This is a genomic window from Sphingobacterium chuzhouense (genome assembly GCF_014692525.1).
GTDB classification, from domain to species: Bacteria; Bacteroidota; Bacteroidia; order Sphingobacteriales; family Sphingobacteriaceae; genus Sphingobacterium; species Sphingobacterium chuzhouense.
The window spans coordinates 654,796-673,745 of the sequence record NZ_JACNYL010000002.1; the positions used below are offsets into that span (position 1 = coordinate 654,796).

Sequence of the window (18,950 nt, forward strand, 5' to 3'; positions counted from 1 at the left end):
TAAAAAATGAAGAATGTCAAGTAATAACAAAAAGTTCACTTTTGCTAGGAGGATAGGAAGCTTTAAATATGCTATTGAAGGATTGCTTCATCTTATTCGCCAAGAACCTAATGCCAGGATACACATTATTGCAGCCATTGTTGCAATAATGTGTGGATGGTATTTCGATATCGATAAAAGTGAATGGCTCGCTGTAATTTTATGTATTGGCATCGTCTTCACAACAGAAATAATCAATACCGCCGTAGAGCATATCTGTGATTATATATCTCCAGCATACCATCACAAAATCAAAATCATCAAAGATCTCGCAGCGGCAGCCGTATTGATAAGCGCTCTTATGTCAGCTGTCATTGCGGGGTGTATTTTCGTACCAAAACTATTGACAATGCTATAAACGTCTACTAACATACAGCAGCTTGGCAATTATCCTCTTCTGTTATTCTATAGCTTTTCTCAACGTTTCAATGTCGATTTTTTTCATTTTGTAAAAAGCAGCACTCACTTTGGGCGCGAGTTGGGGATCAGTCATCCAAACGATTAATTGTTTGGGAATTACCTGCCACCAAACCCCGAATTTATCTCGGATCCACCCACATTGGCTTTCTTCCCCGCCATCCGCAAAAGCATTCCAGAACCGATCAATTTCTTCTTGTGTTTCACATTCAATGAACATGGAATTTCCCCAAGAGAATTGAAAATCATGCCCGTTTCCGCCATCCATCGCCGCCACGACATAATCATCCAGCACAAACTGCGCGTGCATCACCAAGCCTTGCATCTCCCCTTCCTGGTGTTTCATTACACCGTCTATTTTACTGTTTTTAAACAGCTTCACATAAAAATTCAATGCTTCTTCTGCCTTACCATTGTATTGTTGGGTGAACATGTAAGTCGGAATAAATTTTTGTCCGTGTACATCGTCGTTTACTTTCCCAAAATAAAGTTGCCACGAAACGCCAAATTTGTCCTGAATCCAGCCGTATTTTTCGCTCCATTCATATTTATCTAGCGGCATCAACAAGGTTCCGCCATCAGATAGCTTGTTCCAGATGCTTTCCAGTTCGTCTCTATCTTCCAAAACAGCCATAAACGAAACAGCCGGATTGGGCTTGGCTTCCGGTCCGCCATTCAGCGCAAGAAACTTTTGTCCACTCAGTTCAAATGTGACGACCATTTGCGTGTCTGTCGTAATTTTTCCATCGCCGAATATATCGATATAAAATTGTGCAGCATCTTTTCCGTCCTTGTCGAACCAGATACAGGGATAAATATTGTTCTTCATGATATTAAAATATAAACCGTTTCAACTCTTCATAAAATCAAATGCACCTTTTCTTAAATGGATGCCGTATTCTAACCAAGCCTTCATACAAGCCAGAAAATTAGCCCATCCCTCGCTTTGGCCGATTGCCCATTTAATACCTTCATCATCAGGCTGATGTCCTTCTTCAAAAACGCGCACGACCGTATCACCGTTGGTTAGCGATTCCAATTTGATTTCCACGAAAGAATCTGGATCCCAGACAAAGGAAATATATTCATCTTTTCTGATTTCCCTTACCGAAACAGGGTAGCTTCCATCAAACTCCGGAAACTCCCAATAGATTTCTTTTCCCGACTCCATACGTCCCGAACCTTTGGAAATAAAATAGTTTACCATAATTTCCGGGTTCACGATACCTTCAAAAATCTCCTCTATGGGTTTCTGTATTCCAATTGACGCTTTTGCTGTTACTTTCATCTTACAATAATTTTAAATTGTTAGAAACTCAAGGATAGCACATATCCGAAATGGCAAGTTCTAAAGATTTTTAATGAAAAGACTTTTCATAAGACAAGAAAAATGGAAAACGTAACTATCCAGCAGATTATTAAAGTATAAATTGGAGTAAAAAACAAAAGAGGTCAAATGACCTCTTTAACAGTTAATTATTTGAGTGTGCCCAGGAGCAGATTCGAACTGCCACGCCCTTGCGAGCGCCACCCCCTCAAGATGGTGCGTCTACCAATTTCGCCACCTGGGCATTGCGTTAGCAAAAGTAATGCTTTTTAAGACATTTGAGAAAGATTTTCGGCAATTTTGCGATTATTTCTGTAAGTTATTGTCTATCAAAGTCTGAATAATTCCATCTACTAGACCAACCCTGGGAGCGACGATATTCTTCAAACGACCTACTTTCATAATGGTGAGGAAAATCTCTGCAGCCGGAATAATAACGTCAGCCCTATCCTGCTTCAATCCTAGTACATGAATACGGTCTTTAAGGGAATAAGCATTCAAATGCTGATAAATAGCCCTAAGCTTTGCATAAGACATCGGTTTGTCGGCTTTATCATTGGCTATCCGTGAAAGCTTATTGATATTTCCCCCCGTTCCGATACCATATATATGTTTGTATTTTTTAGTATGATCTCTTACCCATTGTTTCATATCATCCCAAGTATCGGGACTGTCTTGATTGTCCAATATTCGTATAGTCCCTAAATTAAAAGATTTGGAAGCCACAAGCTTCCCATCTGCAAAAAGAGAAATCTCCGTACTTCCTCCTCCCACATCAATATAGAGATAAACTTTATCAGCGTCCATCTTATCTTGGAGGTGGCTATTATAAATAATTTTAGCTTCCTTACCCCCATCTATGATTTGGATATCGACCCCTACCTTTCTACATGCTTTTACAATATCCGCTCCATTGTCCGCATCCCTCATAGCGGAAGTAGCACAAGCCATATAGTCGGAAACACGATAAACGTCCATTAAATTGCGAAAAGCTTGCATGGTTTTCACCATATTATCAAATTTTGGTTTTGATATATGATGATCTATAAATGCGTCATCCCCTAAACGCAATGGTACACGGATAAGTGCCTCTTTTTTAAATTCAACAGGTTTAGTTTCAGGGTTAACCTCTGCAATCAATAATCTAACAGCGTTAGATCCGATGTCTATAGCTCCGTATCTCACAGATAATTTTTTTGATGGTGTTAATTATAACTTTAATAATGCACAATATTAACAAATCCAATATTAATATTGTATTAAGTTAATGTATCTATTTTATTCTTTCTATTATCTTTACAAAAAAATCAAATCGTTACTCTATGTCTACAAAAGAACACAAAATAGCAAGTTTTGATCCATCACAACCGGGATTGGCTGACGCCAGTATCTATGGTTTACCTTTTACTGCGGATGAAAGCGAAATTATCGTCGTCCCAGTTCCTTGGGAAGTAACCGTGAGTTATGGTGCAGGAGCGTCACTAGGTCCAGAAGCTATTATGGAAGCGTCCTTTCAAGTAGACTTACTTCATCAGGAGTTTCCCGATCTATGGAAACTCGGCATTTACATGGACGAAGCTCCTGAGCATTGGATATCCAATAGCGAACGTTACAAAGAGTTAGCCCAACCGATTATAGAAGCCCTGGAAGCAGGAAAGAATATTCAACAAAGCCCCGAACTACAAGCAGATTTAGCCATTATCAATGAAGCTTGTGAGACTTTGAATAATGCTTTACATCAACGTGTATCAAATTGGCTGGAAATGGGAAAAAAGGTGATCCTACTTGGCGGCGACCATTCTACTCCGTTAGGTTATTACCGTGCTTTGTCAGAAAGATATGACGATTTCGGTATCCTTCATTTCGACGCACACATGGACTTGCGCATCGCGTACGAAGGTTTTACCTATTCACATGCCTCTATTATGTATAACGCCATTCAGTTGCCTCAAGTCAGCAAATTGGTCCAAGTAGGGATACGTGATTTTTGTGAACAAGAAGTTTCCGTTGTAAAATCATCTGGAAAAGTACATGTTTTCACAGATTCAGATCTCAAAGCAAAACAATTTGAGGGAAAAACATGGCGCCAACAAGTAGATGAAATTATTAATTTACTTCCAAACAATGTCGCCGTAAGCTTCGATATTGACGCCCTATATCGTTGGTACTGTCCGAACACCGGAACACCCGTTCCAGGAGGGCTATCATACGAACAAGTGACCTATATGCTAAACGTTCTGGCTAATTCCGACAAACACATTATTGGAATTGACCTAGTCGAAGTATCACCCGGCGAGACCGATGAATGGGATGGGAATGTGGGTGCACGTCTCTTATTCCACCTTTGTGGTGTATTAGCAAAAAACAACGGATTAAATACCGGTACCCCTCTTACCTTTTAAAAAATATTATTCCCTAAGGCAGGCTACTGTCTGCCTTTCTGGTATTTTTCTCCCCATTCTTTTCTTGCCTTATGGCAAGACGTTCCCTCCCCCAAGCGCTTATCTTTGATGTAAACAAAACATCTAAAATCATGACAAGACTACACGCTTACCTTAACTTTAATGGAAACTGCGAAGAAGCTTTTCAGTTTTACCAAACTGTTTTCGGCGGACCACTATTAGGAATCCATCGATTTGGAGATATGCCCGCCGATCCTAATTTTAGTGTTCCGGAGACAGACAAGAACAAAATCATGCACACGGCATTACAAATTAACGAACATGCGATGATCATGGGTTCAGACTGTATCGAGAGTTTTGGTCAAAAAGCTGTATTTGGCACAGCCAACTATATTATGCTAGATACCGATTCACCCGAACAGGCTCGAGAACTACACGACAAACTCAGTGTAAATGCCCAAACAATGGAAATGGATATAGGTGAAACATTCTTCGCCGAGCTGTTCTCTTCCTTTATAGACCAATTTGGTATTGCTTGGATGGTTCATTACGAAGGTAACAAAACAATGTAATAATCGATCTGGGCTTCAAAGGCTTATTCTTTAAGGAAAAGGAAAAAAAATTATTATTCTTTAGGATTAATTTTGGTTTAAACGATATTATATTTATATTCGAACCGAGAGCAACGATAAGCCTAATATGCAACTATAGAAGGGTAGGATATAGATAGTTGAGAGATAAAAAATGAATATTGTTATCTAAAATTTACATTTGTGGCATAGAATTAGTACATACACTATAAATCTTAAACTTGAATAATAATGAACAAAACAGACTTGATTAAGCATATTGCCAGCGAGGCTGGAATTACGCAGTCACAAGCAGAGAAAGCCGTTAACAGTTTTACAGGAGCTGTATCCTCATCGTTAGCAAAAGGCGAAAACGTTACCTTAATTGGTTTCGGGACTTTTGGTATATCTGATCGTGCTGCTCGCAACGGTAGAAACCCACAAACTGGTGCTACTATCAAAATAGCTGCGAAAAAACTTCCTAAATTTACAGCAGGTAAAGCCCTTAAGGAAGCAGTAGATGCTCCCAAAAAAGGAAAGAAAAAATAGGAAAATTGTGTTCAAAAAAAATAGGGAGCTTCGGCTCCCTATTTTTTTTTGAACAACTTACGGCAGCCCCGTATGACGTGTATACTTAGCGGATTTTAACGAGGCTGCGTAAGTTGGGGATCTTTATCGGCTTTAACAGTGGTAGGGAAGTCTATGTGTTTTCTCCGCTCATACCGGGCTGTGTATCATAAAGTTTGTGTTGTAGACACACTACAAACGGACACATAGACTGCTACCACCTATCACCAAATGATTCTTCCATTCTACTTTTTATCAATATATAAAGAACAATTCGATAGTAAGAGAGTAAACTCCCCCTTTCTGACGTTTCAAAAATATTAAGCAAATCTTTTTATAAGATTAACATTCAGTTCAACCTTAGCCAACTATCTAGTTACATAAATGCACATATTCGGTTTGCATGGACTAAGATATACGGTACATTTCAAATATACAACATATTTTATTAAAAGCAAATGTTTATTAAATTTTATTTATATAATATTTGCGCAAACAATGATTCTATTTGCGATGTGCTACGTATTAACCGGGATATACTTATTAGCATCGGCGCCGAACTTCGTGCCCGACGCGAAGCATTGTCTTTCTCACAGAATGACATCGCTAATATGACAGGACTTACTGTCAATACTGTCTCTGCCTTAGAAAAAGGAAAGGGCTCTACATTAAACAATTTCTTACTTATTTGTCGTGCCCTAAAAATACAACCCAAGGATGTTTTTGCAAATGATATAGATCTAACACCGCTCTACACATTACCTCCATCAACGAAGCGTCGAATCGATATTACTAAAAAACTCGACGAACTAGTCAATAACAGCGATTTCTTTTATACACCGAAACGCGTCGCAGAAGTTATCGAAAAGTTAGAATCAGACAAAAGCGAGAGCAACAAATTCTCGGTTTACCTCACAGGTTACTGTAAAGAAGGAGAATTGGAATATATTAAGGAGGGTAACATCAAACGCTACGTAAAAAAGAAATAAAACATAAATTTCACCCTCTCCCCTCTCGCAACAACTGATTTACCACTATCCTACAACGTATTAAAAATAATTGCATAACAAACTAAATAAAGACTACTAAATCTATATATATTATTTATATTTGCACCTCAATTAAAGAGAGTAACACAAACTGGTCTTCTGCGATACCAGCAAATATGTACTCAAAAAGCAAACAATATTAATTTTAAATGCCGTACTTATGTCTAGAATTACAACATGTTTTTATGCCCATCTGACACTTGTATTGTTTTTGGTTCCTTGGCTGTCCCTTACCGCCCAGACCCGTACCATACAAGGAACAGTTAAAGATACTTTTACTGGGCAACCATTAGCCGGAGTAAGTGTCCAGGTTTCCGATCAATTGAATAGCACATCCACCCAAGTGGATGGACGTTATAGTATAGAAGTTGACGACACTGCCGTTGAACTGATATTTTCATATCTGGGTTATGACACGCAACGTCTCCCGCTCACTTCTTCCACAATTGACGTATCGATGGAAGCGTCAAGTAAGGACTTAGATGAGGTCGTAGTTGTAGCTTATGGAACTTCGCGCAGAGGAAATATCACAGGATCCGTCAGCACGATTAACAACAAACAGCTTGAAAATCGGCAAGTTTCTGACATTTCAAAAGCTTTTGAAGGACAAGTTCCCGGATTACAGTCCGTGGCTTCGTCGGGGCAACCCGGCACAGGGGCTACCATCCGTATCCGCGGAATCGGGTCGATCAATGCATCAGCCGATCCGCTCTATGTTGTCGACGGCAGCCCGTATATGGGGGATATCAACGCTATTAATCCGAATGATATCCAATCCGTCAGCGTATTAAAGGACGCAGCTTCAAGTGCACTCTATGGTTCACGAGGTGCAAATGGTGTCATCATCATTACGACGAAAAGTGGACACGCAAGTGAAAAAGCAGCTATTAACGTCAATTTTACCCAAGGCGCCACAAGTCGAGCAGTAAAAGATTACGAACAGGTAACAACGGACGAGTATTTTATGCTTTACTGGGAAGCCCTTCGCAATAAGAATCTTTCCAGCAACCTCACCCCGGAACAGGCTGCCCGAAATGCAAGTAGTACATTACTCACCGATTTAAATATTAATCCTTATGGACCGGATTATCCACAGCCAATTGGGCTCGATGGACAATTGGCGCCGGGAGCTAAACCTTTATGGAACGACAACTGGGCGGACGTATTACAACGTATAGGCAGCCGCACACAAGCTGATCTCAATTTGAGCGGTGGTGGCGAAAACCATACCTACTTTATCTCGGGTGGTTATTTGAACGAAAACGGAATCGCTATTGAATCCGGCTATCGGCGCTATAACATTCGTTCAAATATCGATGCGAAACTACGTCCTTGGCTGAATGCCGGAGTTAACTTTGCCGGAAGTAGTTCACTGCAGAAATACCCCCAATCGGAAGATAGCAACACAGCCAACATTATTAATTTCTCCAGGCTTGTGCCCTCTTTTTACCCTTATTATAAACGAAACCCAGATGGCAGTTACGAGACGGATGCGTATGATAATAAAATTTGGGATTTTGGTGACTACCGCCCTAGCGGAGCTACTCCTCGAAACAATTTGGCTGCATCCCTCCCGCTGGATAAAAACGATATTCTCCGAGAAAACGTTTCCACTCGGGCATATTTAGAGGCCGTATTGCACCCGGCATTAAAATTTCGATCTACCTATAGCGTGGATTACATCAACGCCAATACCCACGATTACACCAATCCACTCTACGGTAATTCAGTCGATCGCGGAGGGACTGTATATAAATCCAACGTACGTACCGTAGGGCAGACCTGGAATAATATCTTGACTTTCGACAAGCAATTTGAAGATCACCATCTCAATGTGCTAGCTGGACACGAATATTATGATTTCCATTCCGCCAACATTAGTGGAGATCGTGAACGTTTCGTATTGCCTGGATTCTATGAGCCTGTCGCCGCATCACAATTGAATTCATTTACGGGGTCAGCCTCCGATTATAGATTATTGAGTTTCTTAGGTCGGGCAGAATATAATTACCTGAACCGTTATCATCTTTCCGCTTCTTTGAGAACCGATGGTTCATCGCGATTTGCTCCAGAAAGTCGATGGGGTACATTTTGGTCTATCGGTGGATCATGGAAAATTGCGGAAGAAAGCTTTTTTCAAGACCAGACACTTATTAACCAGTTAACGTTACGTGCCAGCTATGGCGGACAAGGCAATGATAATCTCGGAACGTACTATGCTCATCAGGGTTTGTACACGATAGCGAATAATTTAGGTAAAGGAGGTACCGTAACAAACCGTCTCCCTACACCGGATTTAAAATGGGAGACAAATCTCAATTTTAACATCGGTTTGGATGTTGCTATACTTCAAAATCGGATTTCGTTGTCTGCAGAATACTTTAATAGACAGAGTAAGGATCTTTTGTTTACCATGCCGCTACCGCTGTCATCAGGCTATACCGGATATGACGCAAATATCGGCTCCATGAAAAATACTGGTTTCGATATAGATTTACGCACGATACCCGTTAGAACTGCAGATTTTCGGTGGAATCTAGATGTGAACTTTTCACATTATCGCAATCAGATAACGGAACTTCCTACGGAAAACAACGAGCCGCTAGATGCTGGAAATAAACTTTTACGCATAGGTGGTTCCATTTATGACTTTTATATACCGCAATGGGCAGGAGTAAATCCAGAAAATGGAAATCCGCTGTGGTATCTAGCCGATGAGGACGGCAACAGAAGCGACGAAACAACCTCCGTCCATGGCGATGCGGGACGCTTTATACAAGGCAGTTCATTACCAAAACTCGTGGGCGGAGTAAACAACAGTTTTTCTTATAAAAACATAGATTTTTCTGCATTGCTAAGCTTTAGTATCGGTGGACAGATTTTAGATAATGATTATCTGATGATTATGCATAATGGCAATACGCCTGGCCGCGCCTGGAGTAAGGAGATCTTAAACCGCTGGACACCCGAAAATACAGAAACTGATGTACCTCGCTTGACCACAGATAATTTGAGTTGGACGGCCACTTCCTCCCGCTTTCTCTACAGTGGAACGTATGCTCGTTTGAAGAACGTAAGTATTGGTTATACGGTGCCCCAATCCATACTATCACGCATAGGGATAAGTAGCTTGCGGGTCTTTGCGCTTGCAGAAAACTTATTTACTTTTTACGGACATAAAGGAATGGATCCCGAGCAAACGGTAAATGGAGCAACTTATTATAGATATCCCGCTATCCGTACTATTTCCGGCGGGTTACAACTGGGTTTATAAATCTTGATATAAGAATTAAAAAAATAAAAAATGAAATTAACACACGTATATATCGCAATTTGGACAACGCTGTCTTTATCTTCCTGCAGCGACATACTCGATACAGCACCCACTGACGCTGTAGTGGACACTGAAATCTATAAGTCAACGGAGAACATTGAAACCGTTATAGAAGGTACATGGCGATACTTAAACGACACCTACTTTACCTATGCCAATCCGGGTTACACGGCGTTCATGCGAACCAGTGACGCAATGGGAAACGACGTCGCCGTAACCACTAAATATGGCTACCGTGATCCTTATACCTTTAATGAAATGATCAATTCATCTGCCTATCGTGTAACTTCGCTTTGGACGTTGTTATACAAGGTGATTGATAATGCAAACAATGTTATTCACAAAGTCGATGCTGCAGAAGGCAGTGATACGGACAAGGAACTTTTAAAAGGACAAGCGAAAGCTTTGAGAGCATTTTGTTACTTCAATTTAGCTTCCTTCTATCAGTTCAGTTACCAAAAAGACAAAAATGCGCTAACGGTACCTATCTATACGGAACCAACCACCCGGGAAACAAAGGGACAGCCAAAAGCAAGCTTAGAAGATATCTACACCCTTATTTTGAATGATCTTCATGACGCATCCACTCTCTTGAAGGATTACGAACGCGAAGACAAGTACAAAATCGACAAACATGTTGTACAAGGATTATTAGCTAGAGCTTATCTGAACATGGGGTTATGGACAGAAGCGGCTGAAGCAGCAGAAAACGCAAAAGAAGGATATGACCTTATGGCGGCCGGCGACTACGAACAAGGGTTTAATGATGTGGGAAATGTAGAATGGATCTGGGGACACGTGCAGACAAGTGAACAGAATACAGCAAGTTATACATTTCATTACCTCGATGTTTCCTCATCTGGATCTTATTATTTCAGTTTCATGGCCGACCCTTATTTTAAAGATCTATTTGATCAGCGAGATATCCGTTATCAGCTATTTGAATGGGACGGCGAACCGGGAAGAGAAGGTTTTTTGAGGTATAAAAAATTTAAATTCAAATCTAATCTAATTGGTGATATTGTATACATGAGGTCTGCTGAAATGTGGTTAATTGCCGCTGAAGGTTATGCTCGTGCCGGACAAACAGCAAAAGCAACAGAAGCGCTCAACACGTTGAGAACCGCAAGAAATGCTCCTCTTTATTCAGCTGCTTCCGGTGAATTGCTCGAAGAAATACTTATCGAACGCCGAAAAGAACTTTGGGGAGAAGGTTTCGCGCTTTCGGACATTATCCGCACCCAGGCACCGGTTGTACGAAAAGCATTTTTAAATAGTGATGGTACGCCTATTCAAGTTGAAATCACCACACCAGATGGTGAAGTCAAAAAAGTGAACGGGCAGGGACACCGTGTTGTTAACTTCCCGGATGGAAAACCATTCACGGCCAACAGCCGTTATTACATTTTTGCAATTCCAAATGAAGAGATCCGTCGGAATCCCAGTCTTAATAATAACGATTAATCTACAAAAAAGGGCAATTCAATTGAATTGCCCCTCTTCATCATTCTGATATCGCTATTTTAAATTATCCCGATAAACTTTCGCTTTTTTCACCTCCGTTTGGATGTCTTTACGGGAAGCATCATAGCTAAGTACTTTTTCATAATCAGTTACAGCCTTGTTATAAGCATCTGTCGCTTTCGCTTTATTATAATTAGCTGCTCCCGATGTCCCGGTCAAAATACCAAGGTCACGATAGGCTATCGCTCTATTTTGATACAGTTTCGCATCATTTGGTGTAATTGCTACCGCTTTGCTATAATCCTCGATAGCAGTTTTTAATAATTGCTCTTTTGCGGCATTGTCTAATTTACTTCCATTCGCAACCGCCAAATTGCTACTTGCCTTACCTTTATAATAATAGGCTGAAGTATGTTTAGGGTCTAAGGAGATGACTTTTTTAAATGTTTCGATAGCCTTATTATAATCTCCATTATGGAATTGAGAATATCCCAATAAATATTGTACGTCTGGATCGTTTGCTTCAGTAGGAAGTGCTTTTTGTAAGTGGGAAGCTGCTGATTTAAAATCGCCTTCCAATAACGCTTTCTGACCTAAACGAACATTTGGATTGCTATGCTGAGCTTGCTCCTGTCCCTGAACTGTTAATGTAAATAAAGCAAGTGTAGCCGAAGCTAAGCCTAATTTCACTGCTCTCCATGGGTTACTCAAAAATCTCCGTTTCATATAATTTGTTTTATTCTATGCTAATTTTTATTACGCACTATTTCATTGGAATAAATGTCTGCTAAATAGTTTAACAACACAATGCGAAGTTATAAACATTTCCACATTTTATTTATAACATAATGTTTTTGTCATCTGCCTTTTTAACAGGTTTCCCTGTTTACTTAACATAAATGATACCAAATTTTAAAGTTGGCATTTCTCTTGCACATACTGATTCCATAATTACTATCTCAGAAATCAGTTAAAATTCTGACAGATTGTCGGAAGAACACACGCATATATGAATAAAAACGACACATTTGATATCAAACACGTATTTTCTGTCATAAACGAAGACACGGAGTTTTTTCCGTTGTTAAGCTCGCAGGATGAAGAAGAGATGACGAAAGCGGATATACCTGAAATATTACCTATACTCCCCTTAAGGAACACAGTGCTTTTCCCTGGCGTAGTCATCCCCATTACAGTGGGGCGGGACAAATCCATTAAATTAGTAAAGGAAGCTTATAAAGGGGATCGCACGATTGGTGTCGTGTCTCAAAAAGACATGAGTATCGAAGAACCTACGCTAGATCAACTCCATAAAATCGGTACTGCGGCTAATATCATTAAAATTTTGCAAATGCCCGATGGAAATACTACAGTAATCATCCAGGGCAAGCAGCGATTTAAGATAACGGAGATGGTCTCTGCTGATCCCTATTTAAAAGCAAGAGTGGAACGTGTAGCAGAAGATAAACCCAAAGTATCGAGCAGAGAATTTAAAGCCTTGATCTCGTCTATTAAGGAGATGGCACTGCAAATTATCCAGCTCTCGCCTAATCTTCCCAGTGAAGCTGGTCTAGCAATTAAAAATATTGAGAGTCCGACATTTCTGGTGAATTTTATTTCCTCGAATATGTCTCTGGAGATTGAACAGAAACAAGAACTGTTAGAGACAAAAGACTTTGTGAAACGCGCTAAAATCCTATTGGAGCATCTCACGACCGAAATCCAAATGTTGGAGCTAAAAAATCAAATCCAGAACAAAGTCCGGGTAGATTTGGACAAACAGCAACGGGACTATTTCCTGAACCAGCAACTCAAGACTATCCAAGAGGAACTTGGAGGTAACACGCCTGACTTGGAAATGCAAGAGCTGGAAAACCGAGCTAAAGCGAAGAAATGGCCAGCAGAAGTGCAAAAGCATTTCAATAAAGAGTTGGAGAAGCTCGGACGTATTAACCCGGCTGCTGCCGATTACTCCGTCCAGATTAACTATTTAGAGTTATTACTCGATTTGCCTTGGGGAGAGTATACGAAAGATAACTTTGATTTAAATAGAGCAATAAAAGTCCTTGATAAAGACCACTATGGATTAGAAAAAGTTAAGCAACGCATTATCGAATATCTAGCGGTATTAAAGCTTAAAAATGACATGAAAGCGCCTATCCTTTGTTTGGTAGGGCCTCCAGGTGTCGGAAAGACATCCCTGGGAAAATCTATAGCAAAGGCATTGGGACGTAAATATACACGTATGGCACTAGGTGGTATCCGCGATGAAGCAGAAATCCGCGGACACCGAAAAACCTATATTGGTGCTATGCCCGGGCGCATTATCCAATCTCTTAATAAGGCAGGAACATCCAACCCTGTCTTCGTTCTCGATGAGATAGATAAGCTAGGTGCGGATTTCAAAGGAGATCCATCGTCTGCCTTGCTGGAAGTATTAGATCCAGAGCAAAACACGAACTTTTATGATCATTATGTAGAGATGGAATACGACCTTTCTAAAGTCATGTTTATCGCTACCGCAAACTCATTGAATGGTATCCAGCCCGCTCTGTTGGATCGTATGGAAATCATTGAAGTAAATGGTTATACAATCGAAGAAAAGATAGAAATTGCCAAAAAACATCTTCTTCCGAAGCAACTTCAGCAACACGGACTTGCAAAAAAAGATATTTCGCTAACTAACAAAGTGATTGAGAAAATCATTGAGGAATATACGCGGGAATCGGGTGTGCGTGGTTTAGAAAAGAAAATTGGCTCTATCGTACGGGGCGTAGCCACACGTATTGTTATGGAGAAGGAATATAATCCGAAAATAACCCCGCAAATGGCAGAGGAGATTCTTGGCGCTCCCCTATTTGACAAAGATTTGTATGAAGACAATGAGACAGCCGGTGTTGTTACAGGACTTGCCTGGACCGCAGTTGGGGGCGATATTCTATTCATCGAATCGAGTTTAAGCCCTGGAAAAGGAAAGCTAAGCTTAACTGGTAACCTGGGAGATGTGATGAAAGAATCTGCTGCGATTGCAATGGCATACCTAAGATCCCATGCGGAAGAGTTTGGTATAGATTATAATGTGTTTGACAAATGGGATGTTAATATCCACGTTCCGGCAGGTGCTACACCAAAAGATGGCCCTTCTGCCGGTGTAACAATGTTAACCGCTCTAACCTCCCTTTTCACACAACGAAAAGTAAAAGAAAAACTGGCAATGACCGGTGAAATCACGTTACGTGGGCGTGTACTCCCAGTTGGTGGTATACAGGAAAAAATATTAGCTGCCAAACGCGCCAATATCAGGGAAATCATTTTGTGCAAGGCGAATGAAAAAGATGTTTTGGAAATCAAGGAAGACTATGTCAAAGATTTGAAATTCCATTATGTAACCAAAATGTCTGAAGTTATTGACATTGCACTTTTAAAGCAGAAAGTTAAGCACCCAAAGGATTTGAATCGTATAAATTAGTTTCATAAGCCCGCGATCATAAAGCGGGCTTTTTATGTAAGAATTATTTATTTTAGTACCCAATGATTGAACTTTATACAGATGGCGCATCAAGCGGCAATCCAGGTCCAGGTGGTTACGGCACGATTTTAAGAACAGTTTATCAAGGTAGCAACCCCGTATTTCAAGGCAAGCTTATCGAAAAGGAATTTTCTGGTGGTTTTAGAAAAACGACCAATAATCGTATGGAGCTTTTAGCGGTGATCGTAGGCCTGGAAGCGCTCAAAAATACCAATCAAAAAGTCACTATATATTCCGACTCCAAATATGTTATCGATGCTATCGAGAAAAAGTGGGTATATGGTTGGATGCAGAAAGGATTTCTAGGTAAAAAGAACAAGGATCTCTGGATGAGGCTGATGAATTTATATAAACAACATCAAATCAAGTTGGTTTGGGTAAAAGGCCACGCCGGACATCCGTTGAATGAACGTTGCGACCAACTGGCCGTAAAAGCTTCAAAAGATAAAGCCAACTGGCAGGTCGACTCAGTCTTTGAAGCAACGATATAACGATATTATTTCGCCGTGTAACTTGCTTTTACGGTAATATTCGCCGTTTTATTCCGGGCAGTTGTATTAAAAGCACCCCCATACGAATATTCCTCATTGTCATTTTGCCCCGTGATCTGGAAAATACCTAAATCTGCTTTGATTAAATCTCCTAACGCCGAGCCTGCCTCTGTAGCAATGTTCGCAGCACGTTGTTTTGCGTTTTCGGATGCTTGGGAGATCAATTCCAATTTCAAGTCTTCCAATTTCGAATAGTAATAGTTAGGCGAGTTTGAACTCAACTCGATGCCTTGTGAAATCAACGTGGATATTTCACGCGAAGCATTATCTACTTTATCTAAATCTTTTGATTCGATGCTCACATTCTGCGACAGATTATAACCCGTGAATGTATTATAGCTGTTGCCTTGTCCATCTGAATGGTAAGAAAACTCCCGGTTGATGTTGACCGCATTAAATACAATCTCTTTTGGATTAATACCTTGTTGTTCCAGAAATTGACGCACCAAATCCCTGTCCTTTTTTAACTGTTCTGACGCTGCACTTAAATCCATCGATTTACGGTTGAAGTATGCCGACCATTTTACAATATCCGATTCGAAATCCTTTTTGGCATTTCCCGTAACGTTTATTGTATTGCTGATTTTGTACTTATATTTATAGGCATTCGCCAATACCGCAGCGAAAATCACGATAGCCAGGCCCCCTATGACTGCTGCAATTATACTATTTGATTTCATATTTGTTTTTATATAATGATACGGATGTTTTCCACCAATTTCCATGCCTAATTCATATGAAGATAATTGTTTTCTAAAGGCCATATGGAATATCCAGATTATTTTGATTCGCGCCGTGTTTTGTAAACATGGATAATTAATTGACTTTTTACGTTTTAATTCTTACTTTCAGCACAAATTAGTTAATTCACCCCGATGACACCTGCATGGGCTTGAATAATTCAATCAGATGAAAATTAGTATAACCTCTACGTTAAGTATCTTATTACTCGTATCTACCGGATTTGCACAGAAACGCCCATTAGATCACAGCGTTTATGATAATTGGAAAAGTATTAACAATGCTGAAGTTAGCAAAACCGGACAATTCATCCAATACCAGATTACCCCACAAGAAGGGGACGCGCTGTTCGAGCTCAAAAGTAGGGATAATGAACTCCTTTTTTCTTTACCACGTGTCGCAGACGCAAAGCTTACGCAGGATGAATCTTTTCTTATTGCTAAGATCAAACCCACTTTCGAAGAAACCAGACAAGCAAAAATCAAAAAGAAGAAAAATGCGGATATGCCGAAGGACTCCTTAATTATACTCAATATACAACAACAAGAACAGTGGAAAATTCCCGCGATCAGCACCTACAAACTAGCTCAGAACAAAAATGAATACGTGGCCTTTCTTGGCGCTGATTCCGTTTCTATCCTTCACCTAAGAAACCTTGTTACGGGAGATACATTGAATTTCCATAAAGTAGATGAATTTGCATGGAGTCCAAACGAAGACTACTTACTATTTTCGAAGAAGAATATAGAGAAGGATTCCCTTTCAACCGACGCTGGTCTCTATATTTTTGATATACCCAATAAAAAATTAAAAAAAATAAGCAATGGTCAAGGTGTTTATAAAGAACTACTTTTCGATGATAATGGTACACAACTCGCCTTTCTCGCTGATAAAACGCCAGAGAAATCACTTCTTAGAGACTTCAAGCTTTACTACTATACGCCTCAACTCGACACCGCTCACATTATTGCTAGCCAACAAAGTGTTGGCATGCCTTCCCAATGGTATGTAAGTGGTGATGGGGAACTTAAATTCAGTGCAAACGGGGAAAAGCTATTTTTTGGACTGGCACCGATCCCAAAAGCAAAAGATACCACATTAGTCGATTTTGAACATGCACAGGTGGACATCTGGCATTGGAAAGACGATTATATACAGCCACAACAGCTCGCCAATCTGAAACGGGATAAAAGCAAAAATTTCTTAACCGTAATTTACCCAAAAAATGGCAATCGCCTGGTGCCACTTATTGACGACACGTTCAACCACACCCGTACCACGGACGACGCTAATAACGAATGGATATTAGCTGCATCTGATTTTGGCAAGCGCATAGCTTCGCAATGGGAAGGTTTTGCCCTCACCGATATATATACCGTATCCACCCTATCCGGCGAAAAACGGACGGTGAAAGAAAACCTAAATGGTTATGCCTATTTATCGCCAAAAGGAGATTTTGTACTCTATTTTGATCGCGAAACCGGTAATTGGCATAGCTACCATATTTCCTCGGGACGAGTGGTTTTGTTAAACGATGGTTTGCCCGTGAGTTTCGTTGACGAAGAAAATGATTCCCCTACCTTACCAGGCGCTTATGGTATAGCCGGTTGGTCTACAGATGGCAAAGATGTATACATTTATGATCGGTATGATATATGGAAATTTAATTTGGCAGGAAAAGGAAAAGAACTACTCACTAACGGTGAGGGGCGTGCAACCCAAACCATTTTCCGCTATGTCGATTTAAATCAAAACGATAATCCACGATACAAAACAACGCTTATCCCTGACAGACAAAATGTTTTTATCACTGGATTTAACGAAAGCACCAAATATAACGGCGTGTATACAGTGAACACTTCTAAAAACAGAAAACCAAATGAAATCTTTTCTGATGGATATACATTCCGGAACTTTAAACGTGCATTGGATGGCGAAACGGTTATATATACCAAAGAAAATTATACCCATGCTCCCGATTTATATGTAAGCAAACAGTTCAAGAATGAATCCCGTCTTACCGATATCAATCCGCAACAAGCGACCTATAATTGGGGAACGGCAGAATTGGTACAATGGACGACGCCGTCTGGTTTTGCAGCGGAAGGTATTTTATATAAACCCGAGAACTTTGATCCGAACAAGAAATACCCGATTATTGCTTATTTCTATGAGAAGTTAAGCAATGGACTATATACATATCAAGCTCCAGCTCCCACTCCTTCCCGATTGAATATTCCTTATTATGTAAGTAACGAATATTTGGTATTTGCGCCAGATATACGCTATGAAATAGGCTACCCGGGAAAATCCGCAGAGGAATATGTAAATTCTGGCATGCGTTATTTAGCGCAGCATCCTTGGGTTGACTCCACTAAAATGGCTATTCAAGGACAAAGCTGGGGCGGTTATCAAGTGGCGCATCTAATTACGCGGACGGATATGTATGCGGCGGCGTGGAGTGGAGCACCGGTTGTCAATATGACATCTGCGTATGGCGGTATCCGTTGGCAAAGTGGTATGTCCAGACAATTCCAATACGAACGAACACAATCACGCATCGGAAAAACGTTGTGGGAGGACCGTGACCGCTATATCGAAAATTCACCATTATTCTTTTTAGATCGGGTAACGACACCTGTTGCGATTATGCACAATGATAGTGATGGCGCAGTTCCCTGGTATCAAGGCATCGAGATGTTTACGGCATTACGACGATTACAGAAACCAGTGTGGCTGTTAAACTATAATGGAGACGAACATAATCTTATGAAAAGGCAAAACCGAAAAGACATTCAAATCCGGCAAGCTCAATTCTTCGACCACTTCCTCAAAGGCAAACCTACTGCTCCGTGGATTGAACATGGAGTTCCGGCAAAACACAAAGGAATAGACTGGGGATTTGAATAAAAACCTAAAAAAAACAAAAATAATAATGAAACTTCACTAAAAAAGTTGCAT

At 40.3% G+C, this 18,950-nt stretch carries 15 protein-coding genes and 1 tRNA gene; 10 read left to right on the forward strand and 6 right to left on the reverse strand.

What is annotated here, in order from left to right:
• Nucleotides 1–13 precede the first annotated feature (13 nt).
• A complete protein-coding gene (locus H8B21_RS09190) occupies nt 14–397 on the forward strand; it encodes a diacylglycerol kinase (RefSeq protein ID WP_190313476.1) in 384 nt (127 codons plus the stop codon).
• 42 nt (nt 398–439) lie between these two features.
• Here H8B21_RS09190 and H8B21_RS09195 read toward each other — a convergent pair whose 3' ends face one another.
• The 4 genes from H8B21_RS09195 to H8B21_RS09210 all read right to left on the reverse strand — a co-directional run bounded on the left by H8B21_RS09195 (nt 440) and on the right by H8B21_RS09210 (nt 2,968).
• Nucleotides 440–1,285: a VOC family protein gene (locus tag H8B21_RS09195; RefSeq protein ID WP_190313477.1), complete on the reverse strand. Its 846-nt coding sequence runs from the start codon at nt 1,283–1,285 to the stop codon at nt 440–442.
• A gap of 21 nt (nt 1,286–1,306) precedes the next feature.
• Entirely contained in the window at nt 1,307–1,744 is a 438-nt protein-coding gene (locus H8B21_RS09200; protein ID WP_190313478.1) for an SRPBCC domain-containing protein, read from the reverse strand.
• A 199-nt stretch (nt 1,745–1,943) separates the two neighbouring features.
• A tRNA-Leu gene (locus H8B21_RS09205) sits at nt 1,944–2,027 on the reverse strand.
• 62 nt (nt 2,028–2,089) lie between these two features.
• Complete coding sequence (locus tag H8B21_RS09210; protein WP_190313479.1) at nt 2,090–2,968, reverse strand: Ppx/GppA phosphatase family protein; 879 nt, start codon at nt 2,966–2,968, stop codon at nt 2,090–2,092.
• A gap of 137 nt (nt 2,969–3,105) precedes the next feature.
• On the opposite strand from H8B21_RS09210, the gene H8B21_RS09215 reads away from it, so the two are divergent.
• From H8B21_RS09215 to H8B21_RS09240, 6 genes are all read left to right on the forward strand, one after another.
• A complete protein-coding gene (locus H8B21_RS09215; RefSeq protein ID WP_190313480.1) occupies nt 3,106–4,185 on the forward strand; it encodes an agmatinase family protein in 1,080 nt (359 codons plus the stop codon).
• A gap of 131 nt (nt 4,186–4,316) precedes the next feature.
• Nucleotides 4,317–4,757 (forward strand): VOC family protein, encoded by a 441-nt coding sequence (locus tag H8B21_RS09220; protein ID WP_190313481.1) that lies wholly within the window; start codon nt 4,317–4,319, stop codon nt 4,755–4,757.
• A 249-nt stretch (nt 4,758–5,006) separates the two neighbouring features.
• Entirely contained in the window at nt 5,007–5,303 is a 297-nt protein-coding gene (locus H8B21_RS09225; protein ID WP_130140537.1) for an HU family DNA-binding protein, read from the forward strand.
• 533 nt (nt 5,304–5,836) lie between these two features.
• Nucleotides 5,837–6,310 (forward strand): helix-turn-helix domain-containing protein, encoded by a 474-nt coding sequence (locus H8B21_RS09230; protein WP_190313482.1) that lies wholly within the window; start codon nt 5,837–5,839, stop codon nt 6,308–6,310.
• A 220-nt stretch (nt 6,311–6,530) separates the two neighbouring features.
• Complete coding sequence (locus H8B21_RS09235; RefSeq protein WP_190313483.1) at nt 6,531–9,644, forward strand: SusC/RagA family TonB-linked outer membrane protein; 3,114 nt, start codon at nt 6,531–6,533, stop codon at nt 9,642–9,644.
• 30 nt (nt 9,645–9,674) lie between these two features.
• Nucleotides 9,675–11,168 (forward strand): RagB/SusD family nutrient uptake outer membrane protein, encoded by a 1,494-nt coding sequence (locus H8B21_RS09240; protein ID WP_190313484.1) that lies wholly within the window; start codon nt 9,675–9,677, stop codon nt 11,166–11,168.
• A 54-nt stretch (nt 11,169–11,222) separates the two neighbouring features.
• Here the strand turns inward: H8B21_RS09240 and H8B21_RS09245 are convergent, their stop codons facing one another.
• Complete coding sequence (locus H8B21_RS09245; protein ID WP_165294225.1) at nt 11,223–11,894, reverse strand: tetratricopeptide repeat protein; 672 nt, start codon at nt 11,892–11,894, stop codon at nt 11,223–11,225.
• A gap of 283 nt (nt 11,895–12,177) precedes the next feature.
• Between H8B21_RS09245 and lon the strand changes: the two genes are divergently transcribed.
• Entirely contained in the window at nt 12,178–14,637 is a 2,460-nt protein-coding gene (lon, locus tag H8B21_RS09250; protein ID WP_190313485.1) for an endopeptidase La, read from the forward strand.
• A gap of 62 nt (nt 14,638–14,699) precedes the next feature.
• Nucleotides 14,700–15,188: a ribonuclease HI gene (gene rnhA / locus H8B21_RS09255; protein ID WP_190313486.1), complete on the forward strand. Its 489-nt coding sequence runs from the start codon at nt 14,700–14,702 to the stop codon at nt 15,186–15,188.
• Between the two features lie 5 nt (nt 15,189–15,193).
• Here the strand turns inward: rnhA and H8B21_RS09260 are convergent, their stop codons facing one another.
• Nucleotides 15,194–15,928 (reverse strand): SIMPL domain-containing protein, encoded by a 735-nt coding sequence (locus H8B21_RS09260; protein WP_165294228.1) that lies wholly within the window; start codon nt 15,926–15,928, stop codon nt 15,194–15,196.
• 229 nt (nt 15,929–16,157) lie between these two features.
• On the opposite strand from H8B21_RS09260, the gene H8B21_RS09265 reads away from it, so the two are divergent.
• Nucleotides 16,158–18,899: a S9 family peptidase gene (locus H8B21_RS09265; RefSeq protein ID WP_190313487.1), complete on the forward strand. Its 2,742-nt coding sequence runs from the start codon at nt 16,158–16,160 to the stop codon at nt 18,897–18,899.
• The last annotated feature ends 51 nt before the right edge of the window (nt 18,900–18,950 follow it).